This window comes from Streptomyces sp. NPDC032091, from assembly GCF_055580265.1.
Genome location: NZ_JBVILR010000012.1, coordinates 194605 through 212024, shown reverse-complemented (window position 1 = coordinate 212024; position 17420 = coordinate 194605). Strand labels below are relative to the sequence as shown.

Sequence of the window (17420 nt, the reverse complement as noted above, 5' to 3'; positions counted from 1 at the left end):
GCGGGCGGGTTCAGGAGGGGGCGACCGGGGCGGTCGAGGAGCGGATGACCGGCTCGGGGCAGGAGTGCCGCTCGCCGGTGGGCACGTCCCGGTTGCCGACCGCGGGTTGCCGGACCGTGGTCGGCGGGGGGTCGGTGCACTCGGTGACGCCCGTGCCCTCGTAGCCGACCGCCGACACGTCCCCGGGGTCGGAGCGGCCCTGCCGCCGGATCCCGCGGATCGCGCCGAGCGCCATGCGGTCGCCGGCGGCGCCGATGGCGGTGGCGGTGGCGCCGAGCTCCGGCAGCGCCGAGGCGGCAGCCGGCCCGCCCTCCCCGGCGTACCACGGGCGGATCACCCACCGGCCGGCGTCGTCGATCCCGCGCCGGGCCATGGCGGCCGGGAAGCCCGCCACCCGCCGGTCGGCGGGCCGGCTGCCGGCCGGGCCCGAGGCCCTGCCGATCCGCCGGTGGCCGAGCCGGTACGGGTTCGACGCGGGGTCGGTGATCAGGGCCACCGACCGGCCCTGGGCGGTGCGCTCGTACCCCGGCTCGGCCATCGCCCGCGCGACCGCGTCCCGGGGCTTGCGGGACACGCCCTGGCGGCGGTTGACGACCCTGCGGACGGTCGCCTCGCCGGCCTGCGCGCGGGCCGCGACGTCGGTGATCCCGACCTTCATCGCCGTCCTTCCGTGACCGTGGGCGACACCAGGCCGCCGCGGGGGACGGCCGGCGTGTGCGGCCCCTCCCCGCACGGGCCGACGCGGACTCGATGATACGGCCGTCCGGGGTGTGGATCACCTGTGCGACCTCGGCCGGACCGACCCGCACCGACAGCGTGAGGACGTCGTGGGCGGACCCGTTGACCGGCCCCCCGGCGGTGGACGGCCAGGTCGAGGGGGACCACCACACCACCGTGGACGGCGGCCGCCCGCACAGCAGGGCCAGCAGCCCCGGCCGGACCGGGGTGCGGCCGCGCTCCGGCAGCGACGCCTTGGCCAGGGAGGCGTCGGCGGTCCGCGCGTGGGGCGGGACCCTTCAGCCCGGTCGGGGAGGACGCGTCGTTCCCGGCGTCCGGGTCGGCGGTCTCCGCGCCGACGACGGCCCCGTTCACGATGTCCGAGCCGTCGCCGTCGTACGAGGCCGCCAGCCGGCCGTGAGCACCCGGGTGAGCGTGCGCCCCACCGGCAGGAGGGCCGGCGGCCCGCACCGGACGCCGCGGCCCTCGGGGGCGCACCCGTCCCGGGAGGAGACGAACTCCAGCACGCCGGGAAGCCGGTCGGTGACGACCACCTGCCGGGCGGCGGACGGGCCGTGGCTCGTCACGGTCACGGCGTACTCGAAGGTCTCGCGGACGGTCCGGCGCTCGGCCGCCCGGCGGAGCCCGCCCGCAGCTCGGCGGAGACCGAGGTCGATGGTGTTCCCGGCGCCCCCGCCCCGGGACGCCCGGCGCCGTGCTCCGCCGCGTCCGCCCCCGGACCCGTTCCCACCGCGGCGCCGGCCTCCCCCGACGAGAGGGATGGCACCGCTGCGGGCGAGGGCCGCCCGGCGTCCGGCTGTGCCTCCACGGCCGGGACGCGCACGGGTACGGTCTCGGGCGCGGCCGTCGCCGAGGCGGCCGGGGACGGCAGCGGGCAGGCCGTGCCCGCGCACATGGTCAGGAGGCCCCGCAGGGGCGGACGGCCCACCGGACCCCGAGAGACGCTTGGCTTCGTCGCGCGGTCATCTCTTCACGCTTCTCCGCTCAGTGGATCACCGTTCGTGATCACTTGCCGCCTCAGGGTGATCGTATTCCGCCCGTCCGCCCTGCCCCGTCCGTCGCCGTGAGGAACGGGGGTGGCGCCGCCCCCGCGCGGATAGGGCAAGATCGGGGGATGTCTGATCGCATCATCGCCGCCTGTGACGGGGCGGCCAAGGGAAACCCCGGCCCGGCCGGATGGGCGTGGGTCATCGCGGACGCCGAGGGCCGGCCCGAACGCTGGGAGGCCGGTCCGCTGGGGCGCGCCACCAACAACGTCGGCGAGCTCACCGCCCTCCAGCGGCTGCTGGAGGCCGTGGAGCCGGGTACCGCGCTCCAGGTGCGCATGGACTCCCAGTACGCCATGAAGGCCGTCACCCAGTGGCTGCCGAACTGGAAGCGCAACGGCTGGAAGACCGCCGCCGGCAAGCCCGTCGCCAACCGCGAGCTCGTCGAGAGCATCGACGGGCTGCTGGCCGAGCGGGACGTGGAGTTCCGCTACGTTCCGGCCCACCAGGAGGACGGCGACCACCTCAACGCCATCGCCGACCAGGCCGCCAGCGACGCCGCCGTCAGCCAGGAGCCCGCCGGCACCGCCCACGGCGCCACCACCGTCCCCGTACCGGCCCCCGGCCGTACCGCCCCGGCCCGCAAGGCCCCGGCCCGCGGCGCCGCCTCCGGAGCGGCCCGCGGCGCCGCCTCCGGAGCCGCCCCCGGCGGCGGCGCGGCCCGCTCCGGCGCGCCGCGCACCATCACGGCGAAGTTCCGCGGGACCTGCCCCTGCGGGCAGCCGTACGCGGCCGGCGAGAAGATCGCCAAGCTGGGCACCCGCTGGGGGCACCCCGACTGCCGGCCGGCGGCCGCCTCGGCGTGACCGGAGCGCCCGGCGGCGCCGCCGGCGCGCCGCCGGGCACGGCGCGCCGCCGCGCCGGGGGCCGAGGACGGCCAGAGGTGCTACAACTGGGGGCGTGACCCCTTCTCGCCACCCGTGCCGGGCACGTCGGTGCGGTCACCTCTAGGCAGCCGATCCCGAAGCGTCGCCAGACAGGTATTCGTCCTCCAGGTGGCGATCGTGGTGTTGCTCGCGGCCGGCGCGCTGCTCGCGCTGGTCCTCCAGTCGCGGCACGACGTCGACCGCGAGGCACGCAACCGGTCGGTGGCCGTCGCCCAGACCTTCGCCCACTCCCTGGGCCTCCAGGCGGCGCTGAAGTCCCCGGACCCGACGGCCCTGCTGCAACCCCTCGCGGAGCGCACCCGCAAGGATGCCGGGGTCGACTTCATCGTCGTCATGGACACCCACGGCATCCGCTACACCCACCCCCAGCCCGACCGCATCGGCAAACGGTTCGTCGGCACCATCGGACCCTCCCTCGCCGGGCACACCTACACCGAGAGCGTGAACGGCCCCCTCGGCAAGGAGATCCAGGCGGTGGTGCCCGTCACCGCACCCGACGGCAAGGTGGTCGGACTGGTCTCCGCGGGCCTCACCGTCAAGAACGTGACCGGGGTCGTCAACCGCCAGCTCCCCGTCATCCTGCTCTCCATCGCCGCCACCCTGGCGCTGGCCACCGCCGGCACCGCCCTGATCAGCAGACGGCTGAACCGGCAGACCCACGGCCTGGGCCCGCTGGAGATGACCCGCATGTACGAGCACCACGACGCGGTGCTCCACGCCGTCCGCGAAGGGGTGCTGATCATCGACGGGGACGGGCGGCTGCTCCTCGCCAACGACGAGGCCAAACGGCTGCTCGGGCTGCCCGAGGACGCCGACGGCCGGCACATCGGGGACGTTCCGGGGCTGGACCGCCGGATGGCCGAGCTGCTGCTGTCCGGCCGGGTGGCCACCGACGAGGTGCTGGAGACCGGCGACCGGCTGCTCGTCGTCAACCAGCGGCGCACCCACCCCCGGGGCCGCGCCGACGGCGGCACCGCCGTCACCATCCGCGACTCGACCGAGATGCGGATCCTGACCAGCCGCGCCGAGACGGCCCGCCGCCGCCTGAAGCTGCTCTACGACGCGGGCGGCGACATCGGCACCACCCTGGACGTCGTCCGCACCGCCGAGGAGCTCGCCGACGTCGCCGTCCCCCGCTTCGCCGACTTCGCCACCGTCGACCTGGCCGAACCGGTCCTCGACGGGGACGAGCCCGGGCCCGGGGCCGACATGCGGCGCACCGCGGTCTCCGGCATCCGCTCCGACCACCCCCTCTACCCCCGCGGCCTGCTGATCGACTTCCTGCCGTCCACCCCCCAGGCGCGCGGCTACGGCACCGGCAAGGCCGAACTGGTGCCCGACCTGTCCGCCGATCCGGGCTGGCTCGCCCAGGACCCGCCCCGCACCCGCGCGATCATCGACTACGGCATCCACTCGCTGATCGCGGCCCCGCTCACCGCCCGCGGTGTGGTCCTCGGCGTGGTCAACTTCTGGCGCTCGCGCAAACCCGAGCCCTTCGACGAGGACGACCTGTCGCTCGCCGTGGAACTCGTCGCCCGCGCCGCCGTCAGCATGGACAACGCCCGCCGCTACACCCGCGAGCACGCCCTCGCCGTGACCCTCCAGCGCAGCCTGCTGCCCCGTGCCCTGCCCGAGCAGAGCGCCGTGGACGTGGCGCATTTCTACCTGCCCGCCCAGTCCGGGGTGGGCGGCGACTGGTTCGACGTGATCCCGCTGCCGGGCTGCCGGGTCGCCCTGGTCGTCGGGGACGTCGTCGGACACGGCCTGCACGCCGCCGCGACCATGGGACGGCTGCGCACGGCCGTGCACAACTTCTCCTCGCTCGACCTCGCCCCCGACGAGATCCTCGCCCGCCTCGACGACCTGGTCCAGCGCATCGACCACGACGACGAGGGCGGCGACGCGAACGGCTCCGTCATCGGCGCGACCTGCCTGTACGCCGTCTACGACCCGGTCTCCCGGCGCTGCACGGTGGCCCGGGCCGGGCACCTGCCGCCCCTGCTCTCCGCCCCCGACGGCACCACGGAGATCGTCGACCTGCCCGCCGGGCCCCCGCTGGGGCTGGGTGGCATGCCCTTCGAGACGGCGGAACTGGAACTGGCGGAGGGCAGCCGGCTCGTCCTGTACACGGACGGGCTGATCGAGGAGCGCGGCCGGGACATCGGCGAGGGGCTGGAACTGCTGCGCACCGCGCTCGCCGCGGCCGACGGGGACCCGCGCCAGGCCTGCAAGGACGTCCTCGACCGGGTGCTGCCGCTGCGCCCGGCCGACGACGTGGCCCTGCTCGTCGCCCGGACCCGCACCCTGGGCCCGGACCGGGTCGCCGAGTGGGACGTGCCGTTCGAGGCGAGCGCCGTCGGGCAGATCCGGGGCGAGGCGGCCCGCACCCTCGACACCTGGGGCCTGGCGGACCTCGGCTTCGCCACGGAGCTGATCCTCAGCGAGCTGGTCACCAACGCCCTGCGCCACGGCAGCGCCCCGGTACGCGTCCGGCTGCTCCACGACCACGGCCTGACCTGCGAGGTCTGGGACGGCAGCAGCACCGCCCCGCACCTGCGGTACGCCGCCACCACCGACGAGGGCGGCCGCGGCCTGTTCCTGGTGGCCCAGCTCAGCGAGCACTGGGGCACCCGCTACACCCCCGAGGGCAAGGTCATCTGGGCGGAACTGGCGCCCCAGGGATCCGGGGAGCCGCTCGAACCGGACCCGTCGGCCTTCCTGGACGCCGAGCCGCTCTGAGGCCTCCCGCGGCCTTACCGCCGGTACCCCTCACGGGTATCGCTTCCGGGCACCCCCCGATGATCATCCGCGGCCGCCCATGGGGCAGAATCCGGAACGCCGGGCACGACCATCCCGGCGGCACCGCGCCGGTCACCCCCGGCCCTACGCACGACAGGAGCACGCCCGTTGAACCAGGACAGGCGCGAACAGGTCCGACCCTTCCTGCGTGCGGGGGAGCGCCTCGTCGCCGTGTGCGCGTACGAGCTCGGACCGGGCGTTCCCACCCCGCCCGACGACCTCGTCCCCCCGGCCGACCAGTCCGCGCTCCACCGCCGGATCGAGGCGAAGCTGCCCAAGCCCCTGGCGCAGCTGGTCCGCACCCGCGTGATCGACCCCCGGCGCTCACGGCCCGCCGCCGCGGCGGCCGCCGTGGACCGGCTGCCGGACGCCGTGGACCAGCTCGGGACCCGGCTGGTGCACGGCAAGAGCATGGAGGGCGGCTGGCAGAGCGCGGCCGGGCACTTCCTCATCAGCCGCGCCGCGGCGCGCGGCTCGGTCACCGGCGTCCTCGCCGTCACCGACCGGCGCTGGTTCGCCCTCACCGACGTCTCGCACCTGTGGCAGTCGGCCCCGGTGATGAAGGAGTACTGGGAAGTACCCCGCCCGGCCGTCGCCGCCGTGCGCGCCAGGCCGACGGGCGTCCTCCAGCGGGGCCGGATGGACCTGGAGTTCACCGACGGCTCCTGGGTGGCCCTGCTGGCCTCCGTCCCGGCGCAGGCCGTGACCTTCGCGGAAGCCGCGGCCCACTACCGCTGAGCCGCGGCCCGACGGGGCCGCGGGGGCGCATGTCCGCGGTGGGGGCGGGGAAGACGCCCGGCCACAGACCCGCGAGCCGGCGCGACCCGGCCGCCGACGCGCAGGAGGCCGTGATGGACGGCACCGGACTCTCGCCCCGGGAGAGAAGGACCCTGACGGCGATCGAACGCGCCCTGCGCGCGGACTCCCGATTCGACCGCGCCATGACGTTCGGCACCGGTCTCTTCGCCCAGGAACCCGAGCGGGCGGAGCGGCGGCGCGGCGACCACCACGGCGCGCTGACCGGCACGGTCTGCGCCATGACCGCGGTCGCCCTGGCCCTGCTGCCGCTGGCCGTCGCCACCTCCGCGCCCGCCCTCATCGCGGCCTTCACCTTCTCGTACGCGGCCACCCTGGCCGGTCTGTTCCTCCTGGTGCGCCGCTGGTGCCGGCGCAGCGGATGAGCGCGGCGCCGGTGCGGCCCGGATTGCCGGGGCCGGGCCGGGGCAGGCGCCGCACATGACCTTCGAGCACCCTGCCAAGAAGACCCGCGAGGGGCGGCGCGGCCGCTTCGAGACGCTGGCCGAGCTGGCCTCGAACTTCACCAGCTCCGCGGCTTTCCTGCTGCTCTGCGTCGTCCTCGTGGCCGGCTTTGCCGCCGTTCACCTGGCCCGGCTGTCCATGGAGTGGCAGCACCTCGCGGGCGACGCCATGGGCGCCCTGTCCCTCCTGCTGCTGGCCCTGCTGAAGAACTCCGAGCGCCGGGCCGAACACGCCATCCAGCGCAAACTCGACGCCATCGCCGCCGCCCTCCTGCAACAGCAGGAGGGCGAATGGAGCGAGGCGCACCAGGACCTGGAGGACGCCATCGGCATGGAGGACCGCCTCTAGGACACCGCCCCGGCCGTCCGTGCCCCGGCCGCCCCGGCCGTCCGTCCCCCGGAAGCGGGTGCCCCGTAGCGGGCGAGGCAGTGCCACACCTTCTTGAGCCCCTGCGGGTCGTGCCCGCCGGCGGCCGCGGCGGCTCCGACCACACCCGGGTCGAGCCGGCCGCCGGCGGCGATCCGTGCGCCCAGCTCCACGACCGCCGGCCCCCGGTAGGCGGGGTGCCGGCGCAGCTCCTCGACCGTGAGGCGGAACCCGTCGTGCCACTCCACCGGGCACGGCAGGCGGCGGGCGGCGTCCTCGACGGCCGTGCCCCGGTAGCAGGGGTCCAGGACCAGCGCCTCGACGTCGCGGTCCAGCCGGACCGGGCCGTGCACCTGCGCTTCGACGTAGTCGTCGAGCTCGTCCTGGTCGTCGGCCAGGGCGAGCTCGACGAGCCCCATGCGCCGCGCCGTCCCGAAGTCCGAGGGCTCCAGGAAGCTGTCGGGGTAGCAGAACGTCGTCCGCTCCAGCGCGCCGGCGGTGAGCCGCAGGTGAGCGGAACCGAACCGGGGCGCCGCGCCCACCGTCTTGCGGTGGTGGTTCAGCGCCCCGTAGACGGGCCGCGTGTGCGCGGCCGCCCTGTCGTAGGCCCCGTCGAAGATCCGGCTCTCCCACCGCCACCGGTCACCGCCGGGGTGGGCGGTGAGGCCGCCGTTGCTCGTACCGGTGACGAACTGGGACAGGTAGACCCCGGTCTCCGCCAGCGCCTCCAGGAGGGGCCTGCCGCCGGCCGCACGGTCCGGATGGAAGTTCAGGGTCACCCGCAGCGCCGGGTCCACCGGGGGACCGGCGGAAAGACCGGCCACATGGGCCAGGGCCCGCTGCTGCGCTGCCAGGAGGCGATCGGTGTTCATCCGCGCAGTCTCCCCCGCGCCGACCGCACGCGCACGAGGATTTCCGCCGCCCCGCACCCCCGCCCCGCCCCGCCCCCCGCGCCGACACCACCGCAACGCCCGATCGTCGGCCGAAGCCGAGGCCGGCGCCACCGGCACGGGTTCGGCCGGGGTGGCGGCGCGGCCGAGTGGCCCCCGGACCGGACGCTTTCGGGTGACACCGCCGCCCGCCTGCGCCACCGCCCCCGGCCCCCGCGCCACGATTTCGGGCGGCCGGTCATGACCCGGTCACGAGCTGCCGATCGGACCGGGCGCCGCCGCGCCCCGGCCCCGGGCCCCCCGGGAGACCCCACGTGCACGTCCTGCTCCTCGCGAGCGCGTTCAACAGCCTCACCCAGCGGGTCCACGCCGAGCTGCGCGACCACGGCCACAGCGTGGCCGTCGAACTCGCCCTCCCGGGCCGCCCCCTCGCCGAGGCCGTACGCCGCCACGCGCCCGACCTCGTCCTCGCGCCCATGCTGCGCACCGCGATCCCGGAGGAGGTCTGGTCCGCCCACCCCTGTCTGATCGTCCACCCGGGACCGGTCGGCGACCGGGGACCCGCCTCCCTCGACTGGGCCGTCCAGGAGGGCCGCACCCGCTGGGGGGTGACCGTCCTGCAGGCCGAGGCCGTCATGGACGCCGGCCCCGTCTGGGCCACCGCCGAGTGCGTCCTCCCGGCGGTCGGCAAGAGCGACCTCTACCGCGGCGAGGTCGCCGACGCGGCCCTGGAGGCCGTCCTGCTGGCCGTGGAGCGCTTCGCCTCCGGGACGTACGCCCCGCAGCCCCAGCACACCGGCCTCGCCCGCCCGGCCCTGCGCCAGGAGGGCCGCCGCATCGACTGGGAGACCGACACCACCGAGCGGGTCCTGCGGGTGCTGCGCGCCGCCGACTCCCGGCCGGGCGTACGCGACGACCTGCTCGGCGGGGACTGGTACCTGCACGGCGGCCACCCCGAGGACCGGCTGCGCGGCCGCCCCGGCGAGCTGCTCGCCACCCGCACCGGCGCGGTCTGCCGGGCTACGGCCGACGGCGCCGTCTGGATCCCGGAACTGCGGGCCCGCCACGCGCCCGGGCAGCCGCCGGCACCCCGGCTCCCGGCTGTCCTCGCCCTGGGCGACCGGCTGCCCCCGCTGCGGGAGCACCCCGCGCCCCTGCACACCGACCCCCGCCGCCGCACCTGGTCCGACATCGGCTACCGGGAGGAGGGCCCGGTCGGCTTCCTGTCGTTCTCCTTCCCCTCCGGAGCGATGGACGCCGACCGCTGCCGCCGGCTGCTGGCGGCCTACAAGGCCGCCCTGTCCCGCCCGGCCTCGGTGCTCGTCCTCGGCGGCGGCCGCGACTTCTTCTCCAACGGGATCCACCTGGGCGTGATCGAGGCCGCCGCCGACCCGGCCGCGGAGTCCCGGGCCAACATCGAAGCCATGGACGACCTGGTCGAGGCCGTCCTGACCACCACCGACCGGCTCGTGGTCGCCGCCCTCGGCGGGAACGCCGCCGCCGGCGGGGCCATGCTCGCCCTCGCCGCCGACGAGGTCTGGTGCCGCGCGGGTGTCGTCCTGAACCCGCACTACCGGCTGATGGGCCTGTACGGCTCCGAGTACTGGACGTACACCCTGCCCGCCCGCGTCGGCGAGGCCGCCGCGGCCCGGCTCACGCGGGGCGCCCTGCCGCTGAGCGCCGACGCGGCCCTCGCCCTGGGCCTGTCCGACCGTACGATCGCCTGCCCGCCCGAGGACTTCGCCGGCGAGACGGCCCGGCTCGCGGCCCGCCTCGCCGCCCTGCCCGCCACCGGCGCGCGGATCGCCGCCAAGAAGGCCCGGCGCGAACATGACGAGGCCCGGCGCCCGCTGGCCTCCTACCGGGAGGCGGAACTCGACCGGATGCGGCGGACCTTCGACGACCCGCGGGCCCCCTACCACGCCCTGCGCAGGGCCTTCGTCCGCAAGGAGCCCGCCCGGGAGACCCCGCCCCACCTCACCCGCCGCGCCGCCGCCGCGCCCGCCGGCGTCACTGGACCGGCCGTACAGGACAGCGCGTCCCCGGCCGGTCCCTGCTAGCAAGGAAGAGGTGCGGTCCGCCCGCCCCCTCCCCACCTTCCCCCGCATCCCCTCCAAAGGAGGCCCCGCATGGATGCAGCAACGTCGGACCCGGCAGAGGACCCGACGATCCACATCCTCTGGATCAACGCCGGACTGAGCTGTGACGGCGATTCGGTGTCCCTGACGGCGGCGATGCAGCCCAGCATCGAGGAGATCGTCACGGGCGTCCTGCCGGGCCTTCCCAAAGTGGCCGTGCACTGGCCCCTGATCGACTTCGAGTGCGGGCCCGTCGGCGGCGCCGACACCTTCGTCGAATGGTTCTTCAAGGGCGAGCGCGGCGAGATCGACCCCTTCGTGCTCGTCGTCGAGGGATCCATTCCCAACGAGTCGATCAAGCCAGAGGGCTACTGGTGCGGGTTCGGCGACGACCCCCGCACCGGCCAGCCCATCACCACCAGCGAGTGGATCGACCGGCTCGCCCCCAAGGCGCTCGCCGTGGTGGCCATCGGCACCTGCGCCACCTATGGCGGCATCCACGCCATGGAGGGCAACCCGACCGGCGCCATGGGCGTGCCCGACTACCTCGGCTGGGACTGGACCTCCAAGGCCGGCATCCCCCTCGTCTGCGTCCCGGGCTGCCCCATCCAGCCCGACAACTTCTCCGAGACCCTGACCTACCTGCTGTACCAGGCCGCGGGCTCGGCCCCGATGATCCCGCTGGACGACAAGCTCCGCCCGACCTGGCTGTTCGGGCAGACCGTCCACGAGGGCTGCGACCGCGCCGGCTTCTACGAGCAGGGCCAGTTCGCCGAGGCCTACGACTCCCCGAAGTGCCTGGTCCGGCTGGGCTGCTGGGGCCCCGTGGTCAAGTGCAACGTCCCCAAGCGCGGCTGGATGAACGGCATCGGAGGCTGCCCGAACGTGGGCGGCATCTGCATCGCCTGCACCATGCCGGGCTTCCCCGACAAGTTCATGCCGTTCATGGACGCGCCCCCCGGCTCGCACGTGTCCGCGAAGGCCAGCGGGGCGTACGGGGCCGTGATCCGGCGCCTGCGCGCGGTCACCCTGCACACCGTCGACCAGGAACCCAAGTGGCGCCACGCCGGGGGCAAGCTCACCACCGGCTACCGCCCGCCCTGGTGACGGACCCCTCCCAGCCGACCTCCTCCCCCCTCCCTCCGATCCGATCCCGCACACCCCGCACCGAACGAAGGGTCACGGCACAGACGATGGCACCGAAGACGAACGCGGCCGGCGACGGCAGCGGCCTGGTCGAGATGGCCTGGGATCCGATCACCCGGATCGTGGGCAGCCTCGGCATCCACACGAAGATCGACTTCAAGCAGAAGCGCGTCGCCGAGTGCTACAGCACCTCGTCGGTCTTCCGCGGCTACAGCGTCTTCATGCGCGGCAAGGACCCCCGCGACGCGCACTTCATCACCAGCCGCATCTGCGGCATCTGCGGGGACAACCACGCCACCTGCTCCGTCTACGCCCAGAACATGGCCTACGGGGTCAAGCCGCCGCACCTCGCCGAGTGGATCATCAACCTCGGCGAGTCTGCGGAGTACATGTTCGACCACAACATCTTCCAGGAGAACCTGGTCGGGGTCGACTACTGCGAGAAGATGGTCCGCGAGACCAACCCCGGCGTCCTCGAACTCGCCGAGCGCACCGAGGCCCCGCACGCCGGCGACCACGGCTACCGCACCATCGCCGACATCATGCGCTCCCTCAACCCCATCGAGGGCGAGTTCTACCGCGAGGCCCTCCAGGTCAGCCGGTACACGCGCGAGATGTTCTGCCTGATGGAGGGCCGCCACGTGCACCCCTCGACCCTCTACCCCGGCGGCGTCGGCACCATCGCCTCCGTGCAGCTGTTCACCGACTACATGAGCCGCCTCATGCGGTACTGCGAGTTCATGAAGCGCGTCGTCCCGCTCCACGACGACCTGTTCGACTTCTTCTACGAGGCCCTCCCCGGCTACGAGGAGGTCGGCCGCCGCCGCGTGCTGCTGGGCTGCTGGGGCGCCCTCAACGACCCCGAGCACTGCGACTTCACGTACGCCAACATGACCGACTGGGGACGGAAGATGTTCGTCACCCCGGGCGTCGTCGTCGACGGCAAACTGGTCACCAACGACCTCACCGAGATCAACCTCGGCATCCGCATCCTGCTCGGCAGCTCGTACTACGACGACTGGGAGGGCCGCGAGCAGTTCGTCACCCACGACCCCCTCGGCAACCCCGTCGACCCCCGCCACCCCTGGAACCAGCACACCATCCCCGCCCCGCAGAAGCGGAACTTCGACGACAAGTACAGCTGGGTGATGTCCCCGCGCTGGTTCGACGGCAAGGACCACCTGGCGCTCGACACCGGCGGCGGCCCCATCGCCCGCCTGTGGTCCACCGCCCTGTCCGGGCTCGTCGACGTCGGCTACGTCAAGGCCACCGGCCACAGCGTGGTCATCACCCTGCCGCGTACCATGACCAAGCCGGAGACCACCTTCGAGTGGAAGATCCCGAAGTGGTCCAACGCCCTGGAGCGCAACCGCGCCCGCACCTACTTCCAGGCGTACGCGGCCGCCATCGCCCTGCACTGCGCCGAGAAGGGCCTGGCCGAGGTCCGTGCCGGACGCACCCAGACCTGGGAGAAGTTCGAGGTCCCCGACGAGTCCATCGGCGTCGGTTTCACCGAGGCCGTCCGCGGCGTGCTCTCGCACCACATGGTCATCCGCGACGGGAAGATCGCCAACTACCACCCCTACCCGCCCACCCCCTGGAACGCCAGCACCCGCGACACCTTCGGCACCCCGGGCCCCTACGAGGACGCCGTGCAGAACACCCCGATCTTCGAGGAGAACCCCCCGGAGAACTTCAAGGGCATCGACATCATGCGCGCCGTGCGCAGCTTCGACCCCTGTCTGCCCTGCGGGGTCCACATGTACGTCGGCGGCGGGAAGACCGTGAAGACCATGCACGTCCCCACCGGCCTGAGCGGACTGGGCGGATGAGCGCCGCCGCCGACGCCCGGCGGGCCGGAGCCCGCGTCGAGGAGGTCCTCGACCGGCTGGCCGACTCCGGCGACCGCGCCGCCTGCGCGGCCGCCGAGGAACTCGTCCGCGTCCTCATGGAGTTCTACGGGGCCGGCCTGGCCCGGATCACCGAGCGGCTCGGCGCCCCGGCGCTCGCCCCGCTCCTGGACGACGACCTCGTCGCGAGCCTGCTCACCCTGCACAACCTGCACCCCGACGACGTCGACACCCGCATCGGACGGGCCCTGCGCACCGCGGACACCCCCGTCGAACCGCTCGGCTTCGACCGGGCCACCGGAGTACTGCGGCTGCGCACCGCTCCCGCCGCGGCCTCCGGCTGCGGCTGCGGCTCCGGTGCGGCGGACACCACCCGCACCGCCCTCGAAGACGCCCTGGCCTGCTTCGCCCCCGAGGTCACCGGCGTCGACATCGAGACGGCCGCGCCCCCGGCGCCCCTGCTCCAGATCGGCACCCGCCCGCCCACCCCGGCCCGGGTGCCGTGACGGGCCCCCGCGCCGGGGGGCTGCGCCGCTTCACCGGCCCCCGGCCGCCCCGGCCCGAGAGCTGCGAACTGTGCGGGACACCCGTGCCACCGGACGGCCACCGCCACCTGGTCGAGACCGAGAAGCGGGCCCTGGTGTGCGCCTGCACCGCCTGCGCCCTCCTCTTCGACCGGCCGGGCACCCGCACCGGCCGCTACCGCGCCGTCCCCGACCGCTACCTCGCCGACCCCGGCCACCGGCTCGACGACGCGGACTGGGAACGGCTGCGCATCCCCGTCGGCGTGGCCTTCCTCTTCCGCAACGCCGCCCTCGGCCGCCTCGTCGCCCTCTACCCCAGCCCGGCCGGCGCCACCGAGAGCGAACTCGACCCCGACACCTGGCAGTCCGTCCTCGGCGGCGGACGGCTCGCCGGACTCCTCGAACCCGACGTGGAGGCCCTCCTGCTCCGCCACGCACCCGGCCGCACCACCTGCCACCTCGTCCCGATCGACCTCTGCTACGAACTGGTCGGCCGGATGCGGCTGCTGTGGCGCGGCTTCGACGGCGGAGCCGAGGCCCGGGCCGCCCTCGACACCCTCTTCGCCCACGTCGAGAGCCGCGCCAAGGTCCTCGCGGAGGCCCGCCCCTCATGACGGACCTCACCTTCGCCTGCACCGGGGTGCGCGCCGACCCGTACGCCGCCGGCCCCACCCTCGTCCTGCGGCTGCGCATCACCGCCGCGGCCCCCGACACCCGGGTCCACGCCCTCGCCCTGCGCTGCCAGATCCGCATCGAACCGGCCCGGCGCGGGTACGCCACCGACGAGGCCGAGGCCCTCGCCGACCTGTTCGGCGACCGCTCCCGCTGGGGCACCACCCTGCGGCCCGTGCAGTTCGCCCAGGTCGGCCTGCTGGTGCCCGGGTTCACCGGGGAGACCGAGACCGACCTCGTCGTCCCCTGCACCTACGACATGGACGTCGCCTCCACCCGGTACTTCAACGCCCTCCGGGACGGAGAGGTCCCGCTGCTCCTGCTGTTCTCCGGCACCGTCTTCACCGGGGCCGGAGGATTCCGCGTCGCGCCCGTGCCCTGGGACCGCGAAGCCGCGTACCGGATGCCCGTCGCCGTGTGGCACGAGATGGTCGAGCAGCACTTCCCCGGCTGCGGCTGGCTGCGGCTGCCCCGCGACACCATGGCCGAACTGCTCTCCTACCGCTCCCGCCACGCCCTCGCCTCCTGGGAGGCCACCCTGCGCGCCCTGCTGGACGCCGCCGAACCCGCGCCCGCGGCGCTCCCGCTGCCGGGAGCGCCCGCGCCCCGCGTCACCGAGAGGGCGGCCCCATGACCACCACGGCCCCCGCGGCCACCGCCCAACGCCCGAGCCGCCGCTTCGAGTCGGCCCGCCAGGTGGCCGACGCCGTCCTCTTCGAGGGCTACGTCCTCTACCCCTACCGGGCCTCCGCCGCCAAGAACCGGATGCGCTGGCAGTTCGGCGTCCTCGTTCCGCCGGCCTGGGCCCCCGTCCAGGGCGAACACAGCCTCCAGCGCACCGAGGTCCTCATGGAGCCGCGCGGCGCCGCGACCCTCTCCCTCGAACTGCGCTTCCTGCACGCACAGCGCCGTACCGTCCAACGGGCCTTGGACGACGGCACGTTCGCCGACACCACCGAACTCCACCTGGCCGATCGGGTCCTCGTCCCCTGGGACGAGGGCACCGAGGAACGCGTCGAACTGCGCGTCGCGGTGCCGGAACTGACGCAGAAGGAGGTCGTCCTCCCCTTCGCCCGCCCGGCCCGCGAGGACGTGGAGCCGGTGCTCGACGACCGGGGCCGGACCGTCGGCCGTCTCGTCCGGCGCACGCGGGAGGTCGAGGGGGTGGTACGCCTGCACGCCGAGGAACTCGGCGGCCCCTACCGGGTGCTGAAGCTCACGGCCGTGGTGGAGAACACCAGCCCCTGGGCCCCGGACGCGGCCGCGGCCCGCGAGGAGGCCCTGCCCCGCTCCCTCGTCGCCGCCCACCTGCTGCTCGGCCTCACCCCGGGCTCCTTCCTGTCCATGACCGACCCGCCCGAATGGGCCCGGGCCGCCGTCGCCGCCTGCGCGAACCTCCACACCTGGCCGGTCCTCGCCGGCGAGGACGGCCGCGCCGACGTGGTCCTCTCCTCCCCGATCATCCTGGAGGACCACCCGGCCATCGCCCCCGAGAGCGCCGGCGCGATGTACGACGCCACCGAGATCGACGAGATCCTCGCCCTGCGCACCGCCGCCCTCACCGACGAGGAGAAGCGCGAGGCGCGCGGTACGGACCCCCGCGCCGCGGCCGTCGTCGACCTCGCCGAATCCCTGCCGCCCGAGGTGCTGGAACGGCTGCACGGAGCGGTGCGCTCCCTGCGCGCGGCCACCGGCGGGGCACCGCCCGAAGAGGCCGCCCTGGACGCCCTGTTCAGCCCCGGCACCCCCTGGTGGGACCCGGCCGGCAGCGCCCCCGCGGAACCGGGACCCGACCGGGTGCTCGTCGACGGCGTCCCTGTCGGCCCCGGCAGCCGCGTGACGCTCCGCCCCGGCCTGCGGCGCACCGACGCCCAGGACCTCTTCCTCCAGGGCCGCGCCGCCCACGTCGAGGCGGTCCTGCACGACGTCGACGGGGGAGTGCACCTCGCCGTCACCGTGGAGGGCGACCCGGGCGCGGACATCCGCCGCGAACAGGGCCGGTTCCTGTACTTCCAGCCCGACGAGGTCACCCCGCTGGCGGGGCCGTGAGCGGCCGGGTCCTGGTCGCGGGCATCGGCAACGTCTTCCTCGGCGACGACGGGTTCGGCGTCGAGACGGTGCGGTCCCTGTCCGCGCACGCCCTGCCCGGCCACGTGGAGGTGGCCGACTTCGGCGTGCGCGGCGTCCACCTGGCCTACCAGCTCCTGGACGGCTACGACACCCTCGTCCTGGTCGACGCCACCGAGCGCGGCGGCGACCCCGGCACCCTGTACCTGATCGAGGCGCCCGGCTCCGCCCCACAGGGCGGCGGCCGCCCCGTCCTCGACGGCCACCACATGTCCCCCGACGCGGTCCTCGGCCTGCTGGGCACCCTGTGCGCCGGCACCGGTACCACCCCGCCCCGGCGGACGTACGTCGTCGGCTGCGAACCGGCCCGCGTGGACGAGGGCATCGGGCTCAGCGCCCCCGTGGCGGCCGCGGTACCGGGAGCCGTACGGATGCTGCTGGACCTCCTGACGGACCGGGAGACGGAGCCCGGGCCGGAGACAAGCGACCGGTGCGAACTGAGGAGAACCCCATGAAGAAGGCCGTCTTCTGCGCGGCCGCGGCCCTGGCCGCGGCCGCCGTACTCGCGCAGACGTTCCCCGACATCAGGCGCTACCTGCGGATCCGCCGCATGTGACGCCCCGCGTCCGAACGGAGTACGGGGCGGGCGGCGCGTCGGCGCGCCCGCCCCCCGCGCCGTGGTCCTGCCGCTGTAATGAGGCCCGGCAGGACGGAGTCCGATGCACGAGATGTCGATCGCCATGGCCGTCGTGGACCAGGTGGCGGAGGCGGCCCAGGCCGGAGCGGCACGCTCCGTGAGCCGCGTGGAGCTGGAGATCGGGGAACTGGCCGGCGTCGTCCCCGACGCACTGGCCTTCTCCTTCGAACTGGCCTGCACCGCGACGCCCCTCGAAGGCGCCGAGCTCGTCACCCGCACCGTGGCCGCCCGCGCCCGCTGTGCGACCTGCGCGGGGGAGTGGGCCGTCGGCATGCCCCCCGACCTGTCCTGCCCGGGCTGCCGGAAGGCCACCCCCGTGGAGCTCCTCTCGGGGCGCGAACTGCGGATCCTCCGCGTGGTCTGGGACGACGCCCTCGAACCGATTCCCGAGGAGGCCTGA

At 74.9% G+C, this 17420-nt stretch carries 18 protein-coding genes; 15 read left to right on the top strand and 3 right to left on the bottom strand.

Going from position 1 to position 17420, the window contains the following annotated elements:
• Nucleotides 1-10: 10 nt before the first annotated feature.
• Both ACZ5NJ_RS21160 and ACZ5NJ_RS21155 read right to left on the bottom strand, forming a co-directional pair.
• The gene (locus tag ACZ5NJ_RS21160; protein ID WP_468766611.1) at nt 11-658 is read right to left on the bottom strand and encodes a substrate-binding domain-containing protein; all 648 of its coding nucleotides are present in this window, start codon (nt 656-658) and stop codon (nt 11-13) included.
• A 430-nt stretch (nt 659-1088) separates the two neighbouring features.
• Entirely contained in the window at nt 1089-1631 is a 543-nt protein-coding gene (locus tag ACZ5NJ_RS21155; protein ID WP_468766610.1) for a hypothetical protein, read from the bottom strand.
• A 221-nt stretch (nt 1632-1852) separates the two neighbouring features.
• On the opposite strand from ACZ5NJ_RS21155, the gene ACZ5NJ_RS21150 reads away from it, so the two are divergent.
• From ACZ5NJ_RS21150 to ACZ5NJ_RS21130, 5 genes are all read left to right on the top strand, one after another.
• A complete protein-coding gene (locus tag ACZ5NJ_RS21150) occupies nt 1853-2590 on the top strand; it encodes a ribonuclease H family protein (RefSeq protein WP_468766609.1) in 738 nt (245 codons plus the stop codon).
• Between the two features lie 129 nt (nt 2591-2719).
• A complete protein-coding gene (locus ACZ5NJ_RS21145; protein WP_468766608.1) occupies nt 2720-5410 on the top strand; it encodes a SpoIIE family protein phosphatase in 2691 nt (896 codons plus the stop codon).
• A 168-nt stretch (nt 5411-5578) separates the two neighbouring features.
• Nucleotides 5579-6208, top strand: a complete 630-nt coding sequence (locus tag ACZ5NJ_RS21140; protein ID WP_468766607.1) for a hypothetical protein — start codon at nt 5579-5581, stop codon at nt 6206-6208.
• 113 nt (nt 6209-6321) lie between these two features.
• Complete coding sequence (locus tag ACZ5NJ_RS21135) at nt 6322-6651, top strand: DUF3040 domain-containing protein (RefSeq protein ID WP_468766606.1); 330 nt, start codon at nt 6322-6324, stop codon at nt 6649-6651.
• Nucleotides 6652-6706: 55 nt separating this feature from the next.
• On the top strand, nt 6707-7078 hold the full coding sequence (locus tag ACZ5NJ_RS21130) for a hypothetical protein (protein ID WP_468766605.1): 372 nt from the start codon (nt 6707-6709) through the stop codon (nt 7076-7078).
• Here ACZ5NJ_RS21130 and ACZ5NJ_RS21125 read toward each other — a convergent pair.
• Nucleotides 7075-7968 carry a DUF3626 domain-containing protein gene (locus ACZ5NJ_RS21125; RefSeq protein ID WP_468766604.1) on the bottom strand — a complete coding sequence of 298 codons (894 nt, stop codon included), beginning with the start codon at nt 7966-7968 and terminating at the stop codon, nt 7075-7077. The genes ACZ5NJ_RS21130 and ACZ5NJ_RS21125 overlap by 4 nt on opposite strands.
• 332 nt (nt 7969-8300) lie before the next feature.
• On the opposite strand from ACZ5NJ_RS21125, the gene ACZ5NJ_RS21120 reads away from it, so the two are divergent.
• From ACZ5NJ_RS21120 to ACZ5NJ_RS21075, 10 genes are all read left to right on the top strand, one after another.
• Entirely contained in the window at nt 8301-10046 is a 1746-nt protein-coding gene (locus ACZ5NJ_RS21120; protein ID WP_468766603.1) for an enoyl-CoA hydratase-related protein, read from the top strand.
• A 69-nt stretch (nt 10047-10115) separates the two neighbouring features.
• Nucleotides 10116-11171 (top strand): NADH-quinone oxidoreductase subunit B family protein, encoded by a 1056-nt coding sequence (locus tag ACZ5NJ_RS21115; RefSeq protein ID WP_468766602.1) that lies wholly within the window; start codon nt 10116-10118, stop codon nt 11169-11171.
• A gap of 86 nt (nt 11172-11257) precedes the next feature.
• Nucleotides 11258-13042 (top strand): nickel-dependent hydrogenase large subunit, encoded by a 1785-nt coding sequence (locus ACZ5NJ_RS21110; protein WP_468766601.1) that lies wholly within the window; start codon nt 11258-11260, stop codon nt 13040-13042.
• Nucleotides 13039-13566: a hypothetical protein gene (locus ACZ5NJ_RS21105; protein ID WP_468766600.1), complete on the top strand. Its 528-nt coding sequence runs from the start codon at nt 13039-13041 to the stop codon at nt 13564-13566. Before ACZ5NJ_RS21110 ends, ACZ5NJ_RS21105 begins: the two co-directional genes overlap by 4 nt.
• A complete protein-coding gene (locus ACZ5NJ_RS21100; RefSeq protein WP_468766599.1) occupies nt 13563-14198 on the top strand; it encodes a DUF5947 family protein in 636 nt (211 codons plus the stop codon). Before ACZ5NJ_RS21105 ends, ACZ5NJ_RS21100 begins: the two co-directional genes overlap by 4 nt.
• On the top strand, nt 14195-14890 hold the full coding sequence (locus ACZ5NJ_RS21095) for a DUF6084 family protein (protein WP_468766598.1): 696 nt from the start codon (nt 14195-14197) through the stop codon (nt 14888-14890). The genes ACZ5NJ_RS21100 and ACZ5NJ_RS21095 overlap by 4 nt, the downstream gene beginning before the upstream one ends.
• A complete protein-coding gene (locus ACZ5NJ_RS21090; RefSeq protein WP_468766597.1) occupies nt 14887-16305 on the top strand; it encodes a hypothetical protein in 1419 nt (472 codons plus the stop codon). Before ACZ5NJ_RS21095 ends, ACZ5NJ_RS21090 begins: the two co-directional genes overlap by 4 nt.
• Complete coding sequence (locus tag ACZ5NJ_RS21085; protein WP_468766596.1) at nt 16302-16838, top strand: hydrogenase maturation protease; 537 nt, start codon at nt 16302-16304, stop codon at nt 16836-16838. Before ACZ5NJ_RS21090 ends, ACZ5NJ_RS21085 begins: the two co-directional genes overlap by 4 nt.
• Nucleotides 16835-16939, top strand: a complete 105-nt coding sequence (locus ACZ5NJ_RS21080; protein ID WP_468766595.1) for a DUF6893 family small protein — start codon at nt 16835-16837, stop codon at nt 16937-16939. The genes ACZ5NJ_RS21085 and ACZ5NJ_RS21080 overlap by 4 nt, the downstream gene beginning before the upstream one ends.
• 103 nt (nt 16940-17042) lie before the next feature.
• Nucleotides 17043-17420 (top strand): hydrogenase maturation nickel metallochaperone HypA/HybF, encoded by a 378-nt coding sequence (locus tag ACZ5NJ_RS21075; RefSeq protein ID WP_468766594.1) that lies wholly within the window; start codon nt 17043-17045, stop codon nt 17418-17420.